We start from the raw sequence: 19,031 nt of genomic DNA, 5'->3' as shown, positions 1-19,031 counted from the left end.
TCGACCACGACGTATAAGCTGATTAATAAAGAAGTCAGGGCAGATAATTGATCAGGAGGAAGATCATGGCCATTTCTACAGCAGGAGAGCTGGATCCTGATTTTGCCGATCGCGGGCGATTGTTATTGGGGCGTGATTTTCATGAGGCGCAATTGCGTAAAGTCTATGCACTTGAGTCCAATTGCTCGCTGTGCATAGGCAGCATTCAGCTCAAGAATGAAAAGACTCACCGTTTCGCCGCTGCCCGGACAACGCCCGCGGGAGAGCTGGACCGCTCCTTTGCCGATGGCGGCTACTTGCTCGGCGAACCGGCGCGGGTATCGGTCCATCGATTTTCCGGCCTGGCCGGCAGTGACCGTGGCGACGTGTTTCTAGTGGGTAATTTTGCTGATAAGTCCCGGGACGAATTGCTGCGCTATACAGCCAAGGGCCAGTGCCTGAATCGCTGGCAGTTGACCGCTCCCAGCGCCAAATCCAACACTACCCATCCCATGATCACCACGGGACAGGGCGGTTGCCTGTGGTTGTGCTCAAGCACCATGCACAACGGCAAATGCGGCGGCGCCTTGTATCGCCGTTTGCCCGGCGGCGAGCGGGACGAAGGTTTCGCCGACAATGGAACCCTGGATTTTTGTCTTGATAACACTTACGTGCGTTTCAACGACCTGGCCATTACCGACGAACAGGGTTATCTGGTTGTGGCCGCCGATATTCACCCCTGGACTTCTTCCGACTCGAGCCTGTCACTTTGTTGTTTTGACCGGGATAACGGCGAGGTTGTTTCGGAGTTTGGGGTGAATGGTCGTTTTACTTACCCACCGAGTCATTCGCTGTATCGCTTGCTGTCGATTCAGCGCGTGATCACCAGCCGCTTTGGTTTGCTGGTGATCATTCAGGCCTACGACGGTCAGGGCGCTATCTACTCATGTTTTATTCGGGTGACGGAGCAGGGCGAGCTGGACGTCGGCTTCAACGCGGGCAAGCCTATCGTCATTGCCGGCGCCTATTCAGACGTGGCGGTGCAGTCCGATGACAGGATTGTGGTACTGGCAAGCAATCTCTACCCCGACACAGTGGTCAGGCGCTATCTGATCAATGGCGAGCAGGACCGCAGCTTTGGCAATGGCGGCGAGGTGCTGTTGGGGCAGCCGGGCGAACGCTTGTACGCCCTGGCGATACAGGCGGACGACAAGATTCTGGTCAGTGGAGTGGGGCGCAGCAGCGTGCTGTACCGGCTTCAGGGTTGAATAAAAACGGGGAAGAAACCTGAGCTTCTTCCCCGTTGTCCGGTTACCGGCCGATGACTTAACCGATGGTCATCAGGCTTGCATTACCACCTGCAGCTGCGGTGTTGACGCTCAGGGCGCGCTCGATCACCAAACGCTCCAGGGCAATGTTGCTCTCGCCATGGGACAGGCCATTGACGCCGACGATAGCACCGGCGCGTTGGGCGACCTGCTCACAGACCGAGCGCAACTGGTCCGAATCGCCGTGATGCAGCACGGCATCGAACACCACTTCGTCCTTGGTCCAGTCGGCCACACGCTGAATGCGCGCCTGTACTTCTTTAGGCAGGCGGGCAGCCAGGGTGCGACTCAGTTCGCCTTCCGGCCAGACTGCGGTGCTACCCACGGCCAATACGGCTGCCAACTGTGCCAGCAGATCGGTTTCGTCGTCGGCCAGGCACAGCACATGTTCGCGCGGCAGGATCGCATAGCTGTTGCGTTCGCCGGTCGGGCCGGTGAGCAGGCGGGTGATACCGCTTTGCGACTGGGTGGCAAAGTTGCTGCACAGCGCCTTGAGATCCGTGAGGGTCTGGCTCTCGGCCCAGGTTTGCAGGGCGGCCAGTGGTTTGCCCATGGCATCGCGCAGACGCACGTCTGGCGTGCTCAGGGCATCGCCACGGGCGAACGACTGTTCGATTGCATCTGCCGGGCGGGTCGACAGCAGGCGGTAAAGGTACAGCGGACCACCAGCCTTGGGCCCGGTACCGGACAGACCTTCGCCGCCGAAGGGTTGCACCCCGACCACGGCGCCGACGATGTTGCGGTTGACGTAGACGTTACCGGCGTTGACGTTGTCGATCACCTTGGCGATGGTTTCGTCGATGCGGGTATGCACACCCAGAGTCAGGCCGTAGCCGGAAGCATTGATCTGGCCGATCAGGGCGTCGAGTTCCTTGCGCTTGTAGCGCACCACGTGCAGAACCGGGCCAAAGATTTCCCGTTGCAGCTCGTCGAAGCTTTCCAGCTCGATCAGGGTGGGCATTACATAGGTGCCGCGCTTGATTTCTTCGCTGTCGGCAATCGCCATCTGGTAGACCGTGCGGCCTTTGTCGCGCATGGCCTGGATATGTTTCTCGATGCCGGCCTTGGCTTCGGCGTCGATCACCGGGCCAATATCCACGGACAGGCGCTCCGGATTGCCGAGGCGGCTTTCGGCCATGGCGCCCTTGAGCATTTCGATCACACGGTCTGCCGAATCTTCCTGCAGGCACAGCACGCGCAGGGCCGAGCACCGCTGGCCGGCGCTGTCGAAAGCCGAGGATACGACGTCGATGACAACCTGTTCGGTCAGGGCTGAGGAGTCGACGATCATCGCGTTCTGGCCACCGGTTTCGGCGATCAGCGGGATTGGCCGACCCTGGGCGTCCAGGCGACCGGCAATGTTGCGTTGCAGCAGGCGGGCCACTTCGGTGGAGCCGGTGAACATAACGCCTTTGATCCGATCGTCGCCGACCAGACGGGCGCCTACGGTTTCACCGCGACCTGGTAGCAGTTGCACCACGCCTTCGGGGATACCGGCTTCGAGCAGGATGCGCACCGCTTGCGCAGCGATCAGCGGTGTCTGCTCAGCGGGCTTGGCCAGCACCGGATTACCGGCGGCGAGTGCAGCGGCGACCTGGCCACTGAAAATCGCCAGCGGGAAGTTCCACGGGCTTATGCAGACCACCGGACCGAGTGGACGATGGGCGTCGTTGCTGAAGTCGTTGCGTGCCTGCACTGCGTAGTAGCGCAGGAAGTCCACGGCTTCGCGTACTTCGGCGATGGCGTTGGCGTAGGTCTTGCCGGCTTCACGGGCCAGCAGGCCCATCAGTGGCTGGATCTCGGCTTCCATCAGGTCCGCGGCACGCTCAAGGATCGTGGCGCGTTCGGCGGGTGGCGTGGCCTGCCAGATCGGCCCGGCATTGAGGGCGCTCTGGATGGCCGTATCGACGTCGTCCAGACTGGCTTCCTGAGCATGGCCAACTACGTCGCGCAGATCAGACGGGTTGAGTACTGGCGCAGCAGTGCCTTCGCTGACGGTGCCGCCGAGCATCGGGCCGGCTTTCCAGTCGGTGTGGGCCGTGGCCAACAGCGCCGAGGACAACGACGCCAGGCGGTGTTCGTTGGCCATGTCGATGCCGCTGGAGTTGGCGCGGTCCGGGCCGTAGAGATCTCGTGGCAACGGGATACGCGGGTGCGGCAGGCCGAAACCGCCTTCCTGGGTCGCCATGTGCTCAATGCTGCTGACCGGATCGGCCACCAGTTCCTGGATGGAAATGGACTGGTCGGCAATGCGGTTGACGAATGAGGTGTTGGCGCCGTTTTCCAACAGGCGGCGAACCAGGTAGGCCAACAGGGTTTCGTGGGTGCCGACCGGTGCGTACACCCGGCACGGACGGTTCAGCTTACCTTCGGAGACTTTGCCTACAACCTGCTCGTATAGCGGCTCACCCATGCCGTGGAGGCACTGGAACTCGTACTGACCGGGGTAATAGTTCTGACCGGCGATATGGTAAATGGCTGACAGGGTGTGGGCGTTGTGGGTAGCGAACTGCGGGTAGATGACTTCCGGTACCGACAGCAGTTTGCGGGCGCAGGCAATATAGGACACGTCGGTGTACACCTTGCGGGTGTAGACCGGATAGCCTTCCAGACCTTCGACCTGGGCGCGTTTGATCTCGCTGTCCCAGTACGCGCCTTTCACCAGACGGATCATCAGGCGATGACGGCTGCGGCGAGCCAGGTCGATCACGTAGTCGATCACATACGGGCAACGCTTCTGGTAGGCCTGGATAACAAAACCGATGCCGTTCCAGCCGCTCAGTTGCGGTTCGAAGCACAGGCGTTCGAGCAGGTCCAGGGACAGCTCCAGGCGGTCGGCTTCCTCTGCGTCGATGTTCAGGCCGATGTCGTATTGCTTGGCCAGCAAGGTCAGTGACAGCAGGCGCGGATACAGTTCGTCCATGACGCGCTCGTACTGGGCGCGGCTGTAACGCGGGTGCAGGGCCGACAGCTTGATGGAAATGCCCGGGCCTTCGTAGATACCGCGGCCGTGGGAGGCCTTGCCGATGGAGTGAATCGCCTGCTCGTAGGACGCCAGGTATTTCTGTGCGTCGTGTTCGGTCAGGGCGGCTTCACCGAGCATGTCGTAGGAGTAACGGAAGCCCTTGGCTTCGAAACGGCTGGCGTTGGCCAGGGCTTCGCCGATGGTCTCGCCGGTGACGAACTGCTCGCCCATCAGGCGCATGGCCATGTCCACGCCCTTGCGGATCATGGGTTCGCCGCTCTTGCCGATGATGCGGCTAAGGGACGAGGTCAGGCCGGTTTCGTTGTGGGTCGAGACCAGCTTGCCGGTCAGCAGCAGACCCCAGGTTGCGGCGTTAACGAACAGCGACGGGCTGTTGCCCAGGTGCGGCTGCCAGTTACCGGTGCTGATCTTGTCGCGGATCAGAGCGTCACGGGTGCCCTTGTCCGGGATACGCAGCAGCGCTTCGGCCAGGCACATCAGGGCCACGCCTTCCTGAGACGAGAGGGAGAATTCCTGCAGCAGGCCCTGGACGATACCGGCACGGCCGCCGGCGCTCTTCTGGTTACGCAGTTTTTCCGCGATGGACGCTGCCAGCTTGTAGGTGGCGTCGGCCATGGGCGCGGGCAGGCGCGCCTGTTCCAGCAGCATCGGTACCACTTCCGGCTCGGGACGGCGATAGGCGGCGGTGATGGCGGCGCGCAATACCGATTGCGGCAGGATGCTTTCGGCGAAATCGAGGAAACACTGGTGAACGGCATCGACCGGCGCGTCGGTCATGTCATCGCCGTCCTTGCCACCCGAACCGTTGAGTTCCGACAGGGTTGCACCCGCTTCCAGCTTCTCCAGGTAATTGAAGATGGCCTGCTTGATCAGCCAGTGCGGCGTACGATCAATCGAATGGGCTGCTGCTTTCAAGCGTTCGCGGGTCGGGTCGTCGAGCTTTACACCCAGGGTGGTGGTCGCCATGTGTTGTCCTCAATGTCGGCCACTGTGGGTGTGGCTTCGGCTTTGCCCAAGATTAGCGGCGCATGTGTCGGGGTGCAACCGGGTGCAACCTGTTTTTGGCAGTTTAATTTCCTACGGGTAACCCGAGCGAAACCATCGGCGACCCTCGCCGCACAAAGCTAGTGCTTTTTCTTCTGAAAAAAACGCCTGTTGCTCCGAAAGGGAGCAAGAAAGGTCTTCCAACACTTTATTTGTGAATAAGGTGCAACTTGTTCTCAAGTAGGGGTTGCACCTTGTTTGTCTTGTTGAATAGGATGCCCGCCTTCAGTGCCAACAGGATCTGAAACGTTCATTGGCTGTTGTTTTCCCTGGGAAAAATCAGTCACGTCGCCGGTGGCAAAGACCCCGGCGCTCTATAAAAACAAGCCAAGGCAAAATCAATGAGTGTCAGCAACCCTACCTTGATCACCTTTGTGATCTACATTGCCGCCATGGTCCTCATCGGACTCATGGCTTATCGCTCGACCAATAACCTTTCCGACTACATTCTTGGCGGACGCAGCCTGGGCAGCGTGGTCACGGCCCTGTCGGCCGGTGCTTCGGACATGAGCGGCTGGCTGCTGATGGGGCTGCCGGGCGCCATCTACATGTCGGGGCTGTCGGAAAGCTGGATCGCCATCGGCCTGATTGCCGGGGCCTACCTCAACTGGCTGTTCGTTGCGGGCCGCCTGCGGGTACAGACCGAGCACAACGGCGATGCCCTGACCCTGCCGGACTACTTTTCCAGTCGTTTCGAGGACAGCAGCGGCGTCCTGCGCATCATCTCGGCCGTGGTTATTCTGGTATTTTTCACCATTTACTGCGCCTCGGGCATCGTCGCCGGTGCGCGGCTGTTCGAAAGCACCTTCGGTATGTCCTATGAAACCGCCCTATGGGCCGGTGCAGCGGCGACCATTGCCTACACCTTTGTCGGTGGTTTCCTGGCCGTAAGCTGGACGGATACCGTGCAGGCCACGCTGATGATTTTCGCGTTGATCCTCACGCCGATCATCGTGCTGCTGGCCACTGGTGGCATCGACACCACCTTCCTGGCCATTGAAGCCAAGGACCCGAACAGCTTTGACATGCTGCGCAACACAAGCTTCATCGGCATCATTTCGCTGCTGGGCTGGGGGCTGGGCTATTTCGGTCAGCCGCATATCCTCGCGCGTTTCATGGCGGCGGATTCGGTCAAGTCGATTGCCAATGCCCGTCGCATTTCCATGACCTGGATGATTCTGTGTCTGGGCGGCACCGTGGCTGTTGGTTTCTTCGGCATCGCTTACTTCTCGGCCCACCCTGATGTCGCCGGGCCGGTGACCGAAAATCATGAGCGCGTGTTTATCGAACTGGCCAAGCTGCTGTTCAATCCATGGATCGCCGGTGTGTTGCTGTCGGCGATTCTCGCTGCGGTCATGAGCACCCTGAGCTGCCAGTTGCTGGTGTGCTCCAGTGCCTTGACTGAAGACTTCTACAAGACCTTCTTCCGTAAGAACGCCTCGCAGTTGGAGCTGGTCTGGGTCGGTCGCGCCATGGTGCTGCTGGTTGCGCTGATTGCCATCGCCCTGGCCGCCAACCCGAATAACCGCGTACTGGGTCTGGTCAGCTATGCCTGGGCCGGGTTCGGCGCCGCGTTCGGGCCGGTGGTGCTGATTTCGGTACTGTGGAAAGGCATGACCCGCAACGGCGCCCTGGCTGGTGTGCTGGTAGGTGCGCTGACCGTGATCGTGTGGAAACAGCTGAATCTGCTGGGTCTGTACGAAATCATCCCCGGCTTTATCTTCGCCAGCATCGCCATCGTGGTGTTCAGCCTGATCGGCAAGGCGCCATCGGCGGCCATGCAGGCGCGGTTTGAGGCGGCAGAGAAAGAGTTCAAGAACGCCTGATCGTCAGGCCGTTGGAGCGAGGCTTGCCCGCGAGGAGGCGGACAAGGTTTGTCAGATAGACCTTGTTGCGCCCTTCGCGGGCAAGCCTTGCTCCAACGCCTTGTTTATTTATTGTGATCGATATCCAGCTGGTAGAAGGTGGCCTTGCCGCCTTCGCTGGTGTAGCCGGTGTTGTCCTGGGTATATACCCCTGCCTTGAAGTACAGCGGCTTGTCACGCCAGGTGGCGCTGATCGGGCTGCTCCAGTTCATGTTCCGGGCGCTGACGCTGAGTTCGCCGCCGGGGCTCAAGTGTATGATGTACTTGAACGGCTCATTCATCGGTACGCCTTCGGCGATCTGGATAACCCGGCTGTGCTTGTCGTCGAAGCGATTGCGCACTTTGGCCACGATGTTGCCGGTCCCGGTGGCGTCCTTGAATTGATATTCCACTTTCAGCAGCGGTTCGGTGCTGTTGTAAGCATGGATCTGGCCGATGACGATGCGCCCGGATGACGGCACCTGGTTGACCGCCACCGTGGCGTTGAGGAAGTTGTCGGCGTCGGGGTACAGCCAGTTGTGCAACTCGCCGTTGGACCAGGTCTCGCGAAGCTCGCTGCGCGGGTAGATCGCGTTAGCAGTCCGTGAGCCCGTTACCGGCGCCCAGAACCAGATCACGTCCGAGCCGGAGTGGAAGTATTTGCCATCGTAACCTTTCATCAGCTGCGAGGTTTCGATAGTGGCAGGTGGCGAACCGACAGGGATGCTCAGGTTCCACGAAGCCATATCAATCATTTGAGTGCCTTATAACTGTCTCATTGCCAGCAGGAAGCGTCTGGCTCACCCTTCGCGGGTGTTCCTTATACGTTTCAGCAGGTGGGCTGTTAATACCGTTCCGTCGAACGGATGGCGTCAAAGTGCCGCCATTTTTGGCAGAAGCAGCGTATCCGCGGCCTGTGCGAGCATACCGTTAGTCGGTTAGCTTGAGGTTTAAAGGTGGCTATTCGCTAGCTGGCTACAGTTTCCTGTAGAGCGGTCTAAAGTGACGTTCACTCAGATGAGGGGCCTCAGGCTCTGTACGAAAAGTCGGCGAGCGAAGGCCAGGCAAGGAAAAAACAGGCGAGCAAGCGCAGTTTTATCCACTCAATGAACATGCCGAGCCTGCTTTAACGCAGCATGGGCGAGCGCAGCCACTTCTCGTACAGAGTCTGGAGCGGCTTGGCGTGAAATAACCCACATAGAGAAGCGGCATGGAATGCGTGCAACCCAAGGCAGTTGAAGGCTGCTCGGTTTTATTGGTCGTGGACGACTACCCGGAAAATCTGGTGACGATGCGTGCGGTTCTGCAACGAAAGGACTGGTGCATCATCACCGCCAGCTCTGGCGTTGAAGCGTTGGGCGTGCTTCTGGAGAAGGACGTCGACCTGGTGCTGCTCGACGTGCAGATGCCCGGTATGGATGGCTTTGAAGTCGCGCGCCTGATGCGCGGCAGTCAGCGAACGCGCTTGACCCCGATCATCTTCCTGACCGCGAACGAACAATCCCAGGACGCGGTGCATAAAGGCTATGCCAGCGGCGCCATCGACTACCTGTTCAAACCTTTCGACCCTGCCGTGCTCAGGCCCAAGGTCACAGCGCTGCTGGAACAACAGAACAATCAACGTGCGTTGCGACGCCTCAGTCAGGAGCTGGAACAGGCCAGGGCCTTCAATGCCTCGGTGCTGGACAATATTGACGAAGGCATTCTGGTCGTCAGTGAGAAGGGCATCATCACCTTCGCCAATCCGGCGATCTGCCGTCTGCTCAAGGGCACCGTGGAGAGCCTGTGTGGCACCGAACTGACCGATTATCTGGTCGAGCCCAATGTAGTGGAGTGGAACGACTCGGGGTTCTATCGCTATTACCGCAGCGCCGATACCTACCGCGTGCACGACGCTATCCTGCGTACACAGGGTGGTTGCCAGTTGCCTGTGGCATTGTCCTGTGCGCCGTTGCCGCTCGAACAGAAAGCCATGGTGCTGAGCATTCTCGACATGTCGGTGGTGCGCGATCTCTATCGCCAGCTTGAGCATCAGGCGGTAACCGATTCCCTGACCGGCCTGCTCAATCGCCGCGGTTTCTACCAGACGGTCGAAAGCATGCTGCTGCGCAACGACCATGTCGGTAAATACCTGGTGGTGCTGTACCTGGATCTGGACGGCTTCAAACGGATCAATGACTCTTTCGGCCACGATGCTGGCGATCAGGTATTGCTCTGGGTCGCCGGGCAACTGCGCGACTGCCTGCGCCCCTACGACGTTCTGGCACGTATGGGGGGCGATGAATTCACCGTGGTGATCGACGGCCTCAGCTATCCCGAACAGGCGGCCAAGGTGGCCGAGAAGCTGATCGAGCGGGTTTCCGGACGTCGGCAGTTCGATGGCGTGGAGGTCAGTCTTGGCGTCAGCATCGGCATCTCCACCTATCCCGATTGCGGCTCCAACCTCGATGGCCTGCTGCGCGCCGCTGATATCGCCATGTACGAAGCCAAGCGTGCCGGGCGCCAACAATACCGTTTCTACGATCAGGAAATGAACGGTCGGGCCCGCTCGCGGCTGATGCTCGAAGAAAGCGTGCGCACGGCCATCGACGGCAAGGACTTCTCCATGGTCTATCAGCCCCAGGTGTATATCGCCGACGGTCGCCTGCGCGGCTTCGAAGCGTTGCTGCGCTGGCAACACCCGAGTGCCGGAGATGTGCCGCCGGGGCTGTTCATTCCGCTGCTGGAAGAGACCCGGTTGATCAACAAGCTTGGCGGCTGGATCTTCGAACAGGGCGCCACCCAGCGGCAGATCTGGGGCGAGGTCTTCCCTGATGATCTGGTGGTCAGCATCAGCGTCAGTGCCACCCAGTTCAGCATGCCCAACCTCGCCTCGGAATTGCATCGCGCGGTCAACCGCTGCGGGCTCAAGCCCGGCCAACTGGAGGTGGAAATCACCGAAAGCTCTCTGGTGCAGAACCTTGTCCACAGCCGCAAGCAATTGCAGATGCTGCACGAGATCGGCGTGCGGGTGGCGCTGGATGACTTCGGTATCGGCGAGTGTTCGTTGGCTCACCTGCGCAATCTGGAACTGGACACCCTCAAGCTCGACCGCCACTTTATCGCCGGCATGCTCGACTCACCACGAGACAGAGTCGTGGCTCACAGCATCATCGAACTGTGCCGCAACCTGGATGTGCTGGTGATTGCCGAGGGTGTGGAAACCTACGAGCAATACCTGTGGTTGTCGGAGAATGGCTGCCAGTTGATTCAGGGCTTCCTGGTGGCGCACCCGATGATCGCCGATGATGCGGCGCGGTTTCCCCAGCCGTTCAACTGGGCCGCGCTCAAGCACCATTGAATGATCGGCGCAGCGCGCTTTTTGTGGGACCGGCTTTAGCCGGGAAGAGGCCGGTACATCCGCCGAATTTTTTCGCCAGAGATACCTCTTTCCCGGCTAAAGCCGGTCCCACAGACATTAGGTCGGATGCTGCTCAGAAATTGAGCATCACCCCGTGTAGCGTGCTTTGCATATCGCCGACGTCATTCACATACAACTGCACCTCGATCCCCGGCTTGCCCGGCACTTCGCCAACGTAACAGTCGGCCTGCCCCTGGCTGCAATAGAGATAGGCATGGGCACCCTGCAGGCCTTCGCGGTCGGCGAGGGTGCGGATGTCCTTGAGTGTGGTTTTGTCGTCGATGCCCACCTGATCAAGTTCCAGATAACCAGTGAATGGCCTGGCCGGTGTATCCCTGGCATCAAGCACGGCGGGGCCGCTGTTGTTCAGGTGCAGATAGACCCAGGTGATGGGCTGGTCCTCGTACTTGTCCGTCGGATTGAATTCATGCACATGTGGCCATTCGGACTGCACGGTAATGCCCAGTGCATCCCAGACACGGGTACCGTTATAGCCTTTGCGTGAGTTCGGGCCGAGGACGTCCAGGGCGCGTTGTAGCGTGTCCCCTGGCTTGAGGGTTTGTCCGGCGAAGGTAAAGCCGTTGGCAAAGCGCGGGTCACCAAATTCATCGACGCCGCTGCGGAGGATCAGTACCTGCGGCTCGGCGCCACGGGGTGCGCTGCGGGCCTGGCTGCGGGCTTTTTCCCGGTCCTCGTCGCCCCAGCGATTGAGCAGGTTGCCGGACCATTGCAGGGCCCGGTCTAGCTGTTCGCCGATCCCGGCGTGGGCCAGGGTGCAGATGAGCAGCAGGGCACTGGCGATCATGGCTTTACTCATGGCTCATCCCGTTGCATTGGCCGCTTCTGTACACTGGCGTCTTTCCATGACTTGTCTTGCGACCCCATGACTGCTCCCGTTCTCAAATACCTGCAAGCCTATCCGCAAGGGTTGCAGGATCAGGTCCGTCAACTGATTGCCCAGGGCAAGCTGGGTGATTATCTACAGCAACGTTACTCCGAACGCCACGATGTGCAGAGCGATAAGGCCCTGTATGCCTACGCCCTGGCGTTGAAGCAGGAGCATCTGCGCAACGCGCCGAATATCGACAAAGTGTTGTTCGACAATCGACTGGACCTGACTCATCGCGCCCTCGGTTTGCACTCGACCATCTCTCGGGTGCAGGGCGGCAAGCTCAAGGCCAAGAAAGAAATCCGCGTTGCCTCGCTGTTCAAGGAGGCCGCGCCGCAATTCCTGAAAATGATCGTGGTGCATGAATTGGCGCACTTCAAGGAGTCCGATCACAACAAGGCGTTCTACCAGTTGTGCGAGCACATGCAGCCGGGTTATCACCAGCTGGAATTCGATCTGCGGGTCTACCTGACCTGGCGTGACCTCAAGGGACAAGACGATGGACGTCAGTAAAACCAAAAGCAGTTTTTACCGCCGCCTGTACGTGGCCTACCTGATCGACAGTCAGCTGGCGAGCAGCGTTCCGGCGCTGATGGAGGTCACCGGCATGCCGCGTCGCACGGCTCAGGACACCATCACCGCCCTGGCTGATCTGGATATCGAGTGTGTGTTCGAGCAAGAGCAGGGCGCGCGCAATCATGCCGGACGCTATCGCATTCTGGACTGGGGCGCTATTGATCGGGACTGGATCGCCTTGCATCTGGCCCGGATCAAAACGGTGCTGGGCTACCCCTGAACGCACCGATATGGAGGTATCACTCCAGATCGCGACGCATGCCGATATGGGGGATTTCGTCCTCCAGATAGACCTCACCGACGGGGTTGAAGCCGTAGCGGCTGTAGTAGCCCTGTAGATGCGCCTGCGCCGACAGATAGATCGGTTGGTCGGGCCATTTCTTCTCAGCCTGTTCCAGTGCCTGGGTCATCAGTTGATGACCCATACCCTTGCTGCGCACTGATGGCGCTGTTACCACGCGGCCAATGGTGACATCGCCGTCCTGCTGAATTGGGTCGATAAGACGCAAATACGCGACCAGTTGATCGTCCTGCCAGGCCATCAGGTGGCAGGTGTCACCCGACAGATCCAGGCCATCGACGTCCTGATACCAGCACTGTTGCTCGACGACAAAGACTTCCGAGCGCAGCTTCAGGATGGCGTAGAGCTGCTCCTTGCTCAGATCGGTATGGTGTTTGCAGATCCATTTGATTGACATGTCGCTGACTCGCAGAGGAGAACCTGAACGCGATACTAACGTATCTGCACGCTTACCCAACAAACGCCGACACGAGAAAAAAATCAACGTCAGGGATCGGAGTTTTTCATGATGAACCGCACAAAGGTCACAGTGTTATGAGTTGTGCAATGCACGGAATGCGTCTTCAATAGAGGCTGATCGCCATTAGCGTGGCGACAACACGCTCGTCAGTTGGATGTCGGGCTCAGGCTCGCCTAAGGATTTTCGCGCATGTCCCGATTGCTTCGTGCCATGGGGTTTTTGGCTGCACTGATGGTCATGCAGCCCGCCTCTGCCGAGGTCCTGCGACTGGCAGGTGATGCATGGGCACCCTATGCCGATACTTCGCTGGTCAATGGCGGACTGGCAACAGACTTGATCCGTACCGCTCTGGCGCGGGCCGGTTACACCACCGAGTACGACCAGGTACCTTGGGCCCGAGGGCTGCTGGGTTTGAGTGACGGGCGCTACGACGTGCTGATTGATACCTGGTACAGCGAGGAACGCACCCATATCGGCCTGTTTTCCAAACCGTTCCTGATCAACCGTCTGGGCTTTCTCAAACGCAAGGACTCCTCCATCAGCTTCGTCCGGCTTTCCGATCTGTATCCCTATTCAGTGGCTACGGTTCGTGGTTACGCCTACTCACCCGAGTTCGACAACAACCCGAACATGAAGAAAGTGCCCGTGGCCAGTTTCTCCATGGCCTTGCGCATGCTGGCGGCAGGACGGGTGCAACTGGCCGTGGAAGACGAGTTCGCCGCACGTTTTGCCCTGTCCCGCGAATCAGCTGACGTCCGTGATTCGATCGATTTTCTCACCGTGCCGCTGAGCGAGAACAACCTGCATATCCTGGTCAGCTTCAAGAACCCTCGCTATGCCGAGATTGTGGCCAAATTCGATCGTGAGATTGAGGCGATGAAGGCCGATGGCACGTATGAGCGATTGTTCAAGTTGCATGATTTGTAGCTGCTTGCCAGAGGCGACTTTGTGGGACCGGCTAAAGCCGGTCCCACACTGTTCTCCATTGGTTCTACGCCGCAGCCGCCTCATGCTCCTTGATCAGATGCGCCGCCAGAGTCCGCAATGGCCCCAGCTGACGACAGATCAGTGCCAGTTGGGTCTGTACCAGACGCTGATTTTCATCCATGTCGTCGGGCATCTGTTCAAGCTCGGTGGCCAGGGCCTCTTCGCTGTCGCTCTGAATGGCCACCGGCTGTTTGTCGGCCAGACTCCGGGCGATTTCGTTGATGCTTTCTGCCAGCTTGACCCCGGCACCGTCGATCACATGCTCGCGCATCTCGGCGGGCAGTTCGGTACCGCGGTGCGCGCCGAGGCCTGACAGGTAACTGAGCAGGGTGTGGGACAGCACCAGGAAGCGGAAACCGGTATCGGCCTCCTTACGGAAGTGCCCCGGCTCCATCAGCATATTGGCCAGGGTGGTCGACAGGGCTGCATCGGCATTGTGGGCGTTGCGCCGGGCCAGGCGGTAGGCCAGGTCGTCGCTCTTGCCCGCAGCGTACTGCTGCATGATCTGGCGCAGATAGATACTGTTGCAAGTCAGGGTGTTGGCCAGCACCTTGTTCAGGCGCCGACCCTGCCAGTCCGGCAGGAACAGGAACACCGCAAGCCCGGCGATCAGGCTGCCGAGCAGGGTATCGAACAGGCGTGGCAGGAACAGCCCGTAGCTGTCGCCGACCTGATTGAAACAGAACAGGATCATCACCGTGATCGCCGCCGTGGACAGGGTGTAGCGCGTGGTGCGGTTGACGAAGAACACCACCCCGGCCAGTACTGCGCACATCGATTGCAGCAAAGGGCTGCTGATCAGGTCGAACAACGCCCAGCCGACGGTCAGGCCGATGGCTGTGCCGATGATCCGTTGGCCCAGCTTGCGCCGCGTGGCGCCATAGCTCGGCTGGCAGACGAAGACCGTGGTGAGGATGATCCAGTAGCCCTGAGACGGATGGATCAGATGCACCATGGCGTAACCCACGCAGACTGCCAGGGGCAGACGCAGGGCGTGGCGGAACACCAGGGAGGTCGGCGTCAGTTGCAGGCGCAGGCGGTTCCAGATGTCCTTGAGGTTCTGTGGCGAGCGATCCAGCAGGCTGCTGTCGGTGGCATCGGCCAGGGCGTCCGGGTTGCTGGCATCGCGCAGCAGGCGGTCGAGGGTGCTGAGGTTGCTGGTCAGGGCGCGTAGCGAGCGCAGCAGGCCGCGCCAGGCCGGGTTGCTCTGGATGCGCAGGTGCTCCAGAGAGGCGTGCAGGTCTTCCATGGCGTCAGCAAAACTGTCGTCGTAGACGAATGGCTGGCGCAGCTGGATCGACTCCGACAGCGCCTTGCACGCCGAACCCTGCTGACGCAGCAGGCGTTGGCAGCGGAACAACACGTCGCTGTGAAAAAACGCTTCGGCCAGGGAGTTGTAGGGGTAGTGCGAAGAGCTGGCACGCTCGTGGATGTCCTGAGCGAGGAAGTAAAGTTTCAGATAGCGGCTGACCTTGGACCCGGGGCGGTTGCTGCCGACCCGGTGCAGGATGATTTCCTTGGTTGCGTTCAGGGCTGCGACGACCCGGCCATTCTGCTTGGCCAGTTCCAGGCGCCGGGCTTCGACGTCGAGGGTGCGGATCGGTTCGAACAGCGACGACTTGAGCTTGAGATACAGCCCCAGCTCACGGAACAATCGGGCCAGGGCCTGCTGCACCGGCTGGTTGGAAAACAGTACCTGCCATAGCACCGAAAGCAGGCCATACCAGGCCGCACCCGCCACCAGTAGCATGGGTTCGTGCCAGAAGTCGGTAACCTCGCCGCCGCGCTGGTCGACGCCGATCATGGTGTAGACCGACAGAATCAGGGTGCCGTAGGCAATCGCACCGTAGCGCTCGCCCAAGGCGCCGAGCATGATCAGGCAGAAGGTCGCCACCGCCAGGGCGACGATAAAAAGCATGGGGTAGGGGAACAGTAACTCGACCGACAGCGCGGCGATGCTGAAACACACCAGCGTCACCGCGAGGGCGTTGAGGCGGCCTTGCCAGTTATCGTCGGTCTCGGCCAGGGCGCTGGCGATAATCCCCAGGAACAGCGGGATTAATAATCCCATTTCATCCTGATACCAGCACAGCGCCATGCTGCCGGTCAGGGCGATGAACACCCGCACGCTGTAACTGAATTTGTCCAACGCCCACAGACGGCGGAAGGTGTGACGCAGGGAGGTCGATGCCATAGAGGAACAAAGCAGCCTTGTACGCAGTTAATCGATTTCGCTGAACGAATATGTACAGCCCGGAAGGCGAGCTGTACATCGCTTACGCAAAATTTATTCCGGGCAGATCACGCAGGACGAATGCAGGACAGGCTTTAGCCGGGATTACGGTGTATCCGGCAATACGAATCTGTTGGCTGTACCGGCGCCTTCCCGGCTAAAGCCGGTCCCACCAAATCCCTATCAATCTGTCAGACGTACTGCGCCGCCGCATAAGCCGACGCCCAGGCCCACTGGAAATTGAAACCGCCCAAGTGGCCGCTGACATCCAGTACTTCGCCGATAAAATACAGCCCCGGCGATTTCAGCGATTCCATGGTCTTGGATGACACCTCGCGAGTATCGATCCCGCCCAGGGTCACTTCAGCGGTGCGATAGCCCTCGGTGCCGGCGGGGACCACCTGCCAGCACGCCAGTCGGTTGGCGATTTCGGCAAGCTCGGCATGGGTGTACTGCTTCATTGGTTTGGATACGAACCAGTGCTCGGCTATCAGGTTCGCCATCTTCTTGGTGAAGATCTCGCCGAGCAGGGTTTTCAGCTCGCTGTTGGGCCGCTCGCTCTGTTGCTCGGCCAGCCACTGTGCGGCGTCATGGTCGGGCAGCAGATTGATCTCCACGGTATCGCCGGGTTGCCAGAACGAGGAAATCTGCAGGATTGCCGGACCGCTCAAGCCGCGATGGGTGAACAGAATGTTCTCGCGAAAGCTCATGTCATTGCAGCTGACCAGGCAATCCACCGAGGTGCCGGACAGCTCGCTGCACAGTTCCTTGAGCTGGTCGGTGATGGTGAAGGGCACCAGTCCGGCACGGGTCGGCAGCAAGGTATGGCCGAACTGCCTGCCCACCTGATAACCGAAACCGGTCGCACCCAGGGTCGGGATCGACAGGCCGCCGGTGGCTATCACCAGAGAGGTGCAATCGAGCGTGCCGAGGGTGGTGTCCAGGGTGTAACCGGTTTCGCTCTTCTCGATCTGCTGCACGCTGGTGTCCATATGCAGGCTGGCACCGGCCTGGCGGCATTCCTCAAGGAGCATTTCCAGGATGTCGCTGGACTTGTTATCGCAGAACAGCTGGCCGAGCTTTTTCTCGTGATAGGGCACGCCGTGCTTGCCGACCATCTCGATGAAGTCCCACTGGGTGTAGCGGGCCAGAGCGGACTTGCAGAAATGCGGGTTCTGCGAGAGGAAGTTGCCAGGCTCGGTATACATATTGGTGAAATTGCAGCGCCCGCCGCCGGACATGAGGATCTTCTTGCCGGGCTTGTTGGCGTGATCGATCAACATCACCTTGCGCCCGCGATTGGCGGCGGTCAGGGCACACATCAAACCGGCGGCGCCGGCGCCGATGATCACTACGTCAGTAACGGGCACAGCATGTTCCTCAAGATTGCAGAGATTGTTGGAGCGAGGCTTGCCCGCGAAGGCGATATTTCAAGTCAGAATTTGTATAGGGTGAACCGGCCTCTTCGCGGGCAAGCCTCGCTCCAACGAATAGAGCTCGCTCACCCGTGGTATCGCGACTGCTTTAGAGAATACGCACGCGCAACGACTTGCCCTTGATCTTGCCGTTGTTCAAACGCTCCAGCGCCTGTTTGGCGACGCTGCGCTCGACCGCGACATAGGCCTGGAAGTCGAAAATGGCGATCTTGCCAACCTGGGTACCGGGGATGCCTGCTTCACCGGTCAGTGCACCGAGAATGTCGCCGGGGCGCAGCTTGTCCTTGCGCCCGGAACCGATGCACAGGGTGCTCATGGTCGGCAGCAATGGGCCGCCGCCAGCGTTCTTCAGGTCATCCAGTTGCTTCCATTGCAGGGGGGCTTTCTGGATTTCCTCGATGGCGCGGGCGCGCTGGCTTTCCGACGGTGCGACCAGGCTGATGGCAATACCGGTCTCACCGGCACGACCGGTACGGCCGACACGGTGGATGTGCATTTCCGAATCACGGGCCAGTTCGACGTTGATCACCATATCCAGCGCGTCGATATCCAGGCCGCGGGCGGCGACGTCGGTGGCGACCAGTACCGAGGTACTGCGGTTGGCGAACATGGCCAGCACCTGGTCACGGTCGCGCTGCTCCAGGTCACCGTGCAGGCCGACGGCGGAAATGCCCTTGGAGGTCAGATGATCGACCACTTCCTGGCACTGCTGTTTGGTGAAGCAGAACGCCACGCAGGACTGCGGACGGAAATGCGCGAGGACTTTGACGACAGCGTCCAGACGATCTTCCGGGGAAATCTCGTAGAAAATCTGCTCGATCTGGCTGTCGGCATGCAGCGCCTCGACCTTGACCGTCTGCGGGTCGCGCATGAACTTGGACGACAGCTGCTTGATCCCCACCGGGTAAGTTGCGGAGAACAGCAAGGTCTGCCGCTTGGCCGGGGTCTGGCTGATGATGTCGGCGATGGCGTCGTAGAAGCCCATGTCGAGCATGCGGTCGGCTTCGTCGAGGATCAGGGTATTGAGGCCGTCCAGGACCAGAGAGCCTTTGCGCAGGTGCTGCTGGATACGCCCAGGGGTACCGACGATGATGTGCGCGCCATGCTCCAGGGAGCCGATCTGCGGACCAAACGGCACGCCGCCGCACAGCGTCAGGACCTTGATGTTGTCCTCGGAGCGGGCCAGGCGACGGATTTCCTTGGCGACCTGGTCAGCCAGTTCACGGGTCGGACACAGCACCAGTGCCTGGCAGCCGAAGTAACGAGGATTGATCGGGTTCAGCAGGCCGATTCCGAACGCAGCGGTCTTGCCGCTACCGGTCTTGGCCTGGGCGATCAGGTCCATTCCTTTGAGAATCACCGGCAGGCTCTGCGCCTGAATCGGCGTCATCTCGGCATAACCAAGGGACTCCAGGTTACCCAGCATGGCGGCGGACAGGGGCAAAGTATTGAAAGCGGTGTTGGTCACGGTCTGAACCTGCAAAACAAAATGTTGCGCAGTGTATCAGGTCGCAAAGCCATCGGGCTGGCTCCCGCCGGGTGGACCTTATGAGTTTAAACAAACCTGT

Annotated in this window: 13 protein-coding genes; 6 read left to right on the top strand and 7 right to left on the bottom strand. The window is 60.0% G+C overall.

What is annotated here, in order from left to right:
• The first annotated feature begins 65 nt into the window (after nucleotides 1-65).
• Nucleotides 66-1,247, top strand: a complete 1,182-nt coding sequence (locus tag ACCD02_RS21480) for a hypothetical protein (RefSeq protein WP_413306227.1) — start codon at nucleotides 66-68, stop codon at nucleotides 1,245-1,247.
• Nucleotides 1,248-1,305: 58 nt separating this feature from the next.
• Here the strand turns inward: ACCD02_RS21480 and putA are convergent, their stop codons facing one another.
• Nucleotides 1,306-5,259: a trifunctional transcriptional regulator/proline dehydrogenase/L-glutamate gamma-semialdehyde dehydrogenase gene (gene putA / locus ACCD02_RS21475; protein ID WP_413306225.1), complete on the bottom strand. Its 3,954-nt coding sequence runs from the start codon at nucleotides 5,257-5,259 to the stop codon at nucleotides 1,306-1,308.
• 419 nt (nucleotides 5,260-5,678) lie between these two features.
• Between putA and putP the strand changes: the two genes are divergently transcribed.
• Entirely contained in the window at nucleotides 5,679-7,163 is a 1,485-nt protein-coding gene (gene putP / locus ACCD02_RS21470; RefSeq protein ID WP_413306222.1) for a sodium/proline symporter PutP, read from the top strand.
• 104 nt (nucleotides 7,164-7,267) lie between these two features.
• On the opposite strand, the gene ACCD02_RS21465 is transcribed toward putP, so the two are convergent.
• On the bottom strand, nucleotides 7,268-7,936 hold the full coding sequence (locus tag ACCD02_RS21465) for a polysaccharide lyase family 7 protein (protein WP_413306219.1): 669 nt from the start codon (nucleotides 7,934-7,936) through the stop codon (nucleotides 7,268-7,270).
• 455 nt (nucleotides 7,937-8,391) lie between these two features.
• On the opposite strand from ACCD02_RS21465, the gene ACCD02_RS21460 reads away from it, so the two are divergent.
• Complete coding sequence (locus ACCD02_RS21460; RefSeq protein WP_413306217.1) at nucleotides 8,392-10,521, top strand: EAL domain-containing protein; 2,130 nt, start codon at nucleotides 8,392-8,394, stop codon at nucleotides 10,519-10,521.
• Nucleotides 10,522-10,654: 133 nt separating this feature from the next.
• Here ACCD02_RS21460 and ACCD02_RS21455 read toward each other — a convergent pair whose 3' ends face one another.
• Nucleotides 10,655-11,398 carry a hypothetical protein gene (locus ACCD02_RS21455; RefSeq protein WP_413306214.1) on the bottom strand — a complete coding sequence of 248 codons (744 nt, stop codon included), beginning with the start codon at nucleotides 11,396-11,398 and terminating at the stop codon, nucleotides 10,655-10,657.
• A 66-nt stretch (nucleotides 11,399-11,464) separates the two neighbouring features.
• Between ACCD02_RS21455 and ACCD02_RS21450 the strand changes: the two genes are divergently transcribed.
• Both ACCD02_RS21450 and ACCD02_RS21445 read left to right on the top strand, forming a co-directional pair.
• The gene (locus tag ACCD02_RS21450; protein ID WP_413306212.1) at nucleotides 11,465-11,983 is read left to right on the top strand and encodes a YgjP-like metallopeptidase domain-containing protein; all 519 of its coding nucleotides are present in this window, start codon (nucleotides 11,465-11,467) and stop codon (nucleotides 11,981-11,983) included.
• On the top strand, nucleotides 11,970-12,266 hold the full coding sequence (locus ACCD02_RS21445; RefSeq protein ID WP_413306209.1) for a winged helix-turn-helix domain-containing protein: 297 nt from the start codon (nucleotides 11,970-11,972) through the stop codon (nucleotides 12,264-12,266). The genes ACCD02_RS21450 and ACCD02_RS21445 overlap by 14 nt, the downstream gene beginning before the upstream one ends.
• 19 nt (nucleotides 12,267-12,285) lie before the next feature.
• Here the strand turns inward: ACCD02_RS21445 and ACCD02_RS21440 are convergent, their stop codons facing one another.
• Nucleotides 12,286-12,744 carry a GNAT family N-acetyltransferase gene (locus tag ACCD02_RS21440; protein ID WP_259104353.1) on the bottom strand — a complete coding sequence of 153 codons (459 nt, stop codon included), beginning with the start codon at nucleotides 12,742-12,744 and terminating at the stop codon, nucleotides 12,286-12,288.
• Between the two features lie 252 nt (nucleotides 12,745-12,996).
• Here ACCD02_RS21440 and ACCD02_RS21435 point away from each other — a divergent pair, with 252 nt between their 5' ends.
• Nucleotides 12,997-13,734: a substrate-binding periplasmic protein gene (locus tag ACCD02_RS21435; RefSeq protein ID WP_413306206.1), complete on the top strand. Its 738-nt coding sequence runs from the start codon at nucleotides 12,997-12,999 to the stop codon at nucleotides 13,732-13,734.
• 64 nt (nucleotides 13,735-13,798) lie between these two features.
• Here ACCD02_RS21435 and yccS read toward each other — a convergent pair whose 3' ends face one another.
• The 3 genes from yccS to dbpA form a co-directional block, all read right to left on the bottom strand.
• Nucleotides 13,799-15,988, bottom strand: a complete 2,190-nt coding sequence (yccS, locus tag ACCD02_RS21430) for a YccS family putative transporter (protein WP_413306204.1) — start codon at nucleotides 15,986-15,988, stop codon at nucleotides 13,799-13,801.
• Nucleotides 15,989-16,218: 230 nt separating this feature from the next.
• Entirely contained in the window at nucleotides 16,219-17,397 is a 1,179-nt protein-coding gene (locus ACCD02_RS21425) for an NAD(P)/FAD-dependent oxidoreductase (RefSeq protein ID WP_413306201.1), read from the bottom strand.
• A 154-nt stretch (nucleotides 17,398-17,551) separates the two neighbouring features.
• Entirely contained in the window at nucleotides 17,552-18,931 is a 1,380-nt protein-coding gene (gene dbpA, locus ACCD02_RS21420; RefSeq protein ID WP_413306198.1) for an ATP-dependent RNA helicase DbpA, read from the bottom strand.
• Nucleotides 18,932-19,031 lie beyond the last annotated feature (100 nt).

Source organism: Pseudomonas sp. Pseusp88 (genome assembly GCF_047303955.1).
Taxonomy (GTDB): domain Bacteria; phylum Pseudomonadota; class Gammaproteobacteria; order Pseudomonadales; family Pseudomonadaceae; genus Aquipseudomonas.
This window is presented reverse-complemented; position numbering and strand designations above follow the sequence as displayed.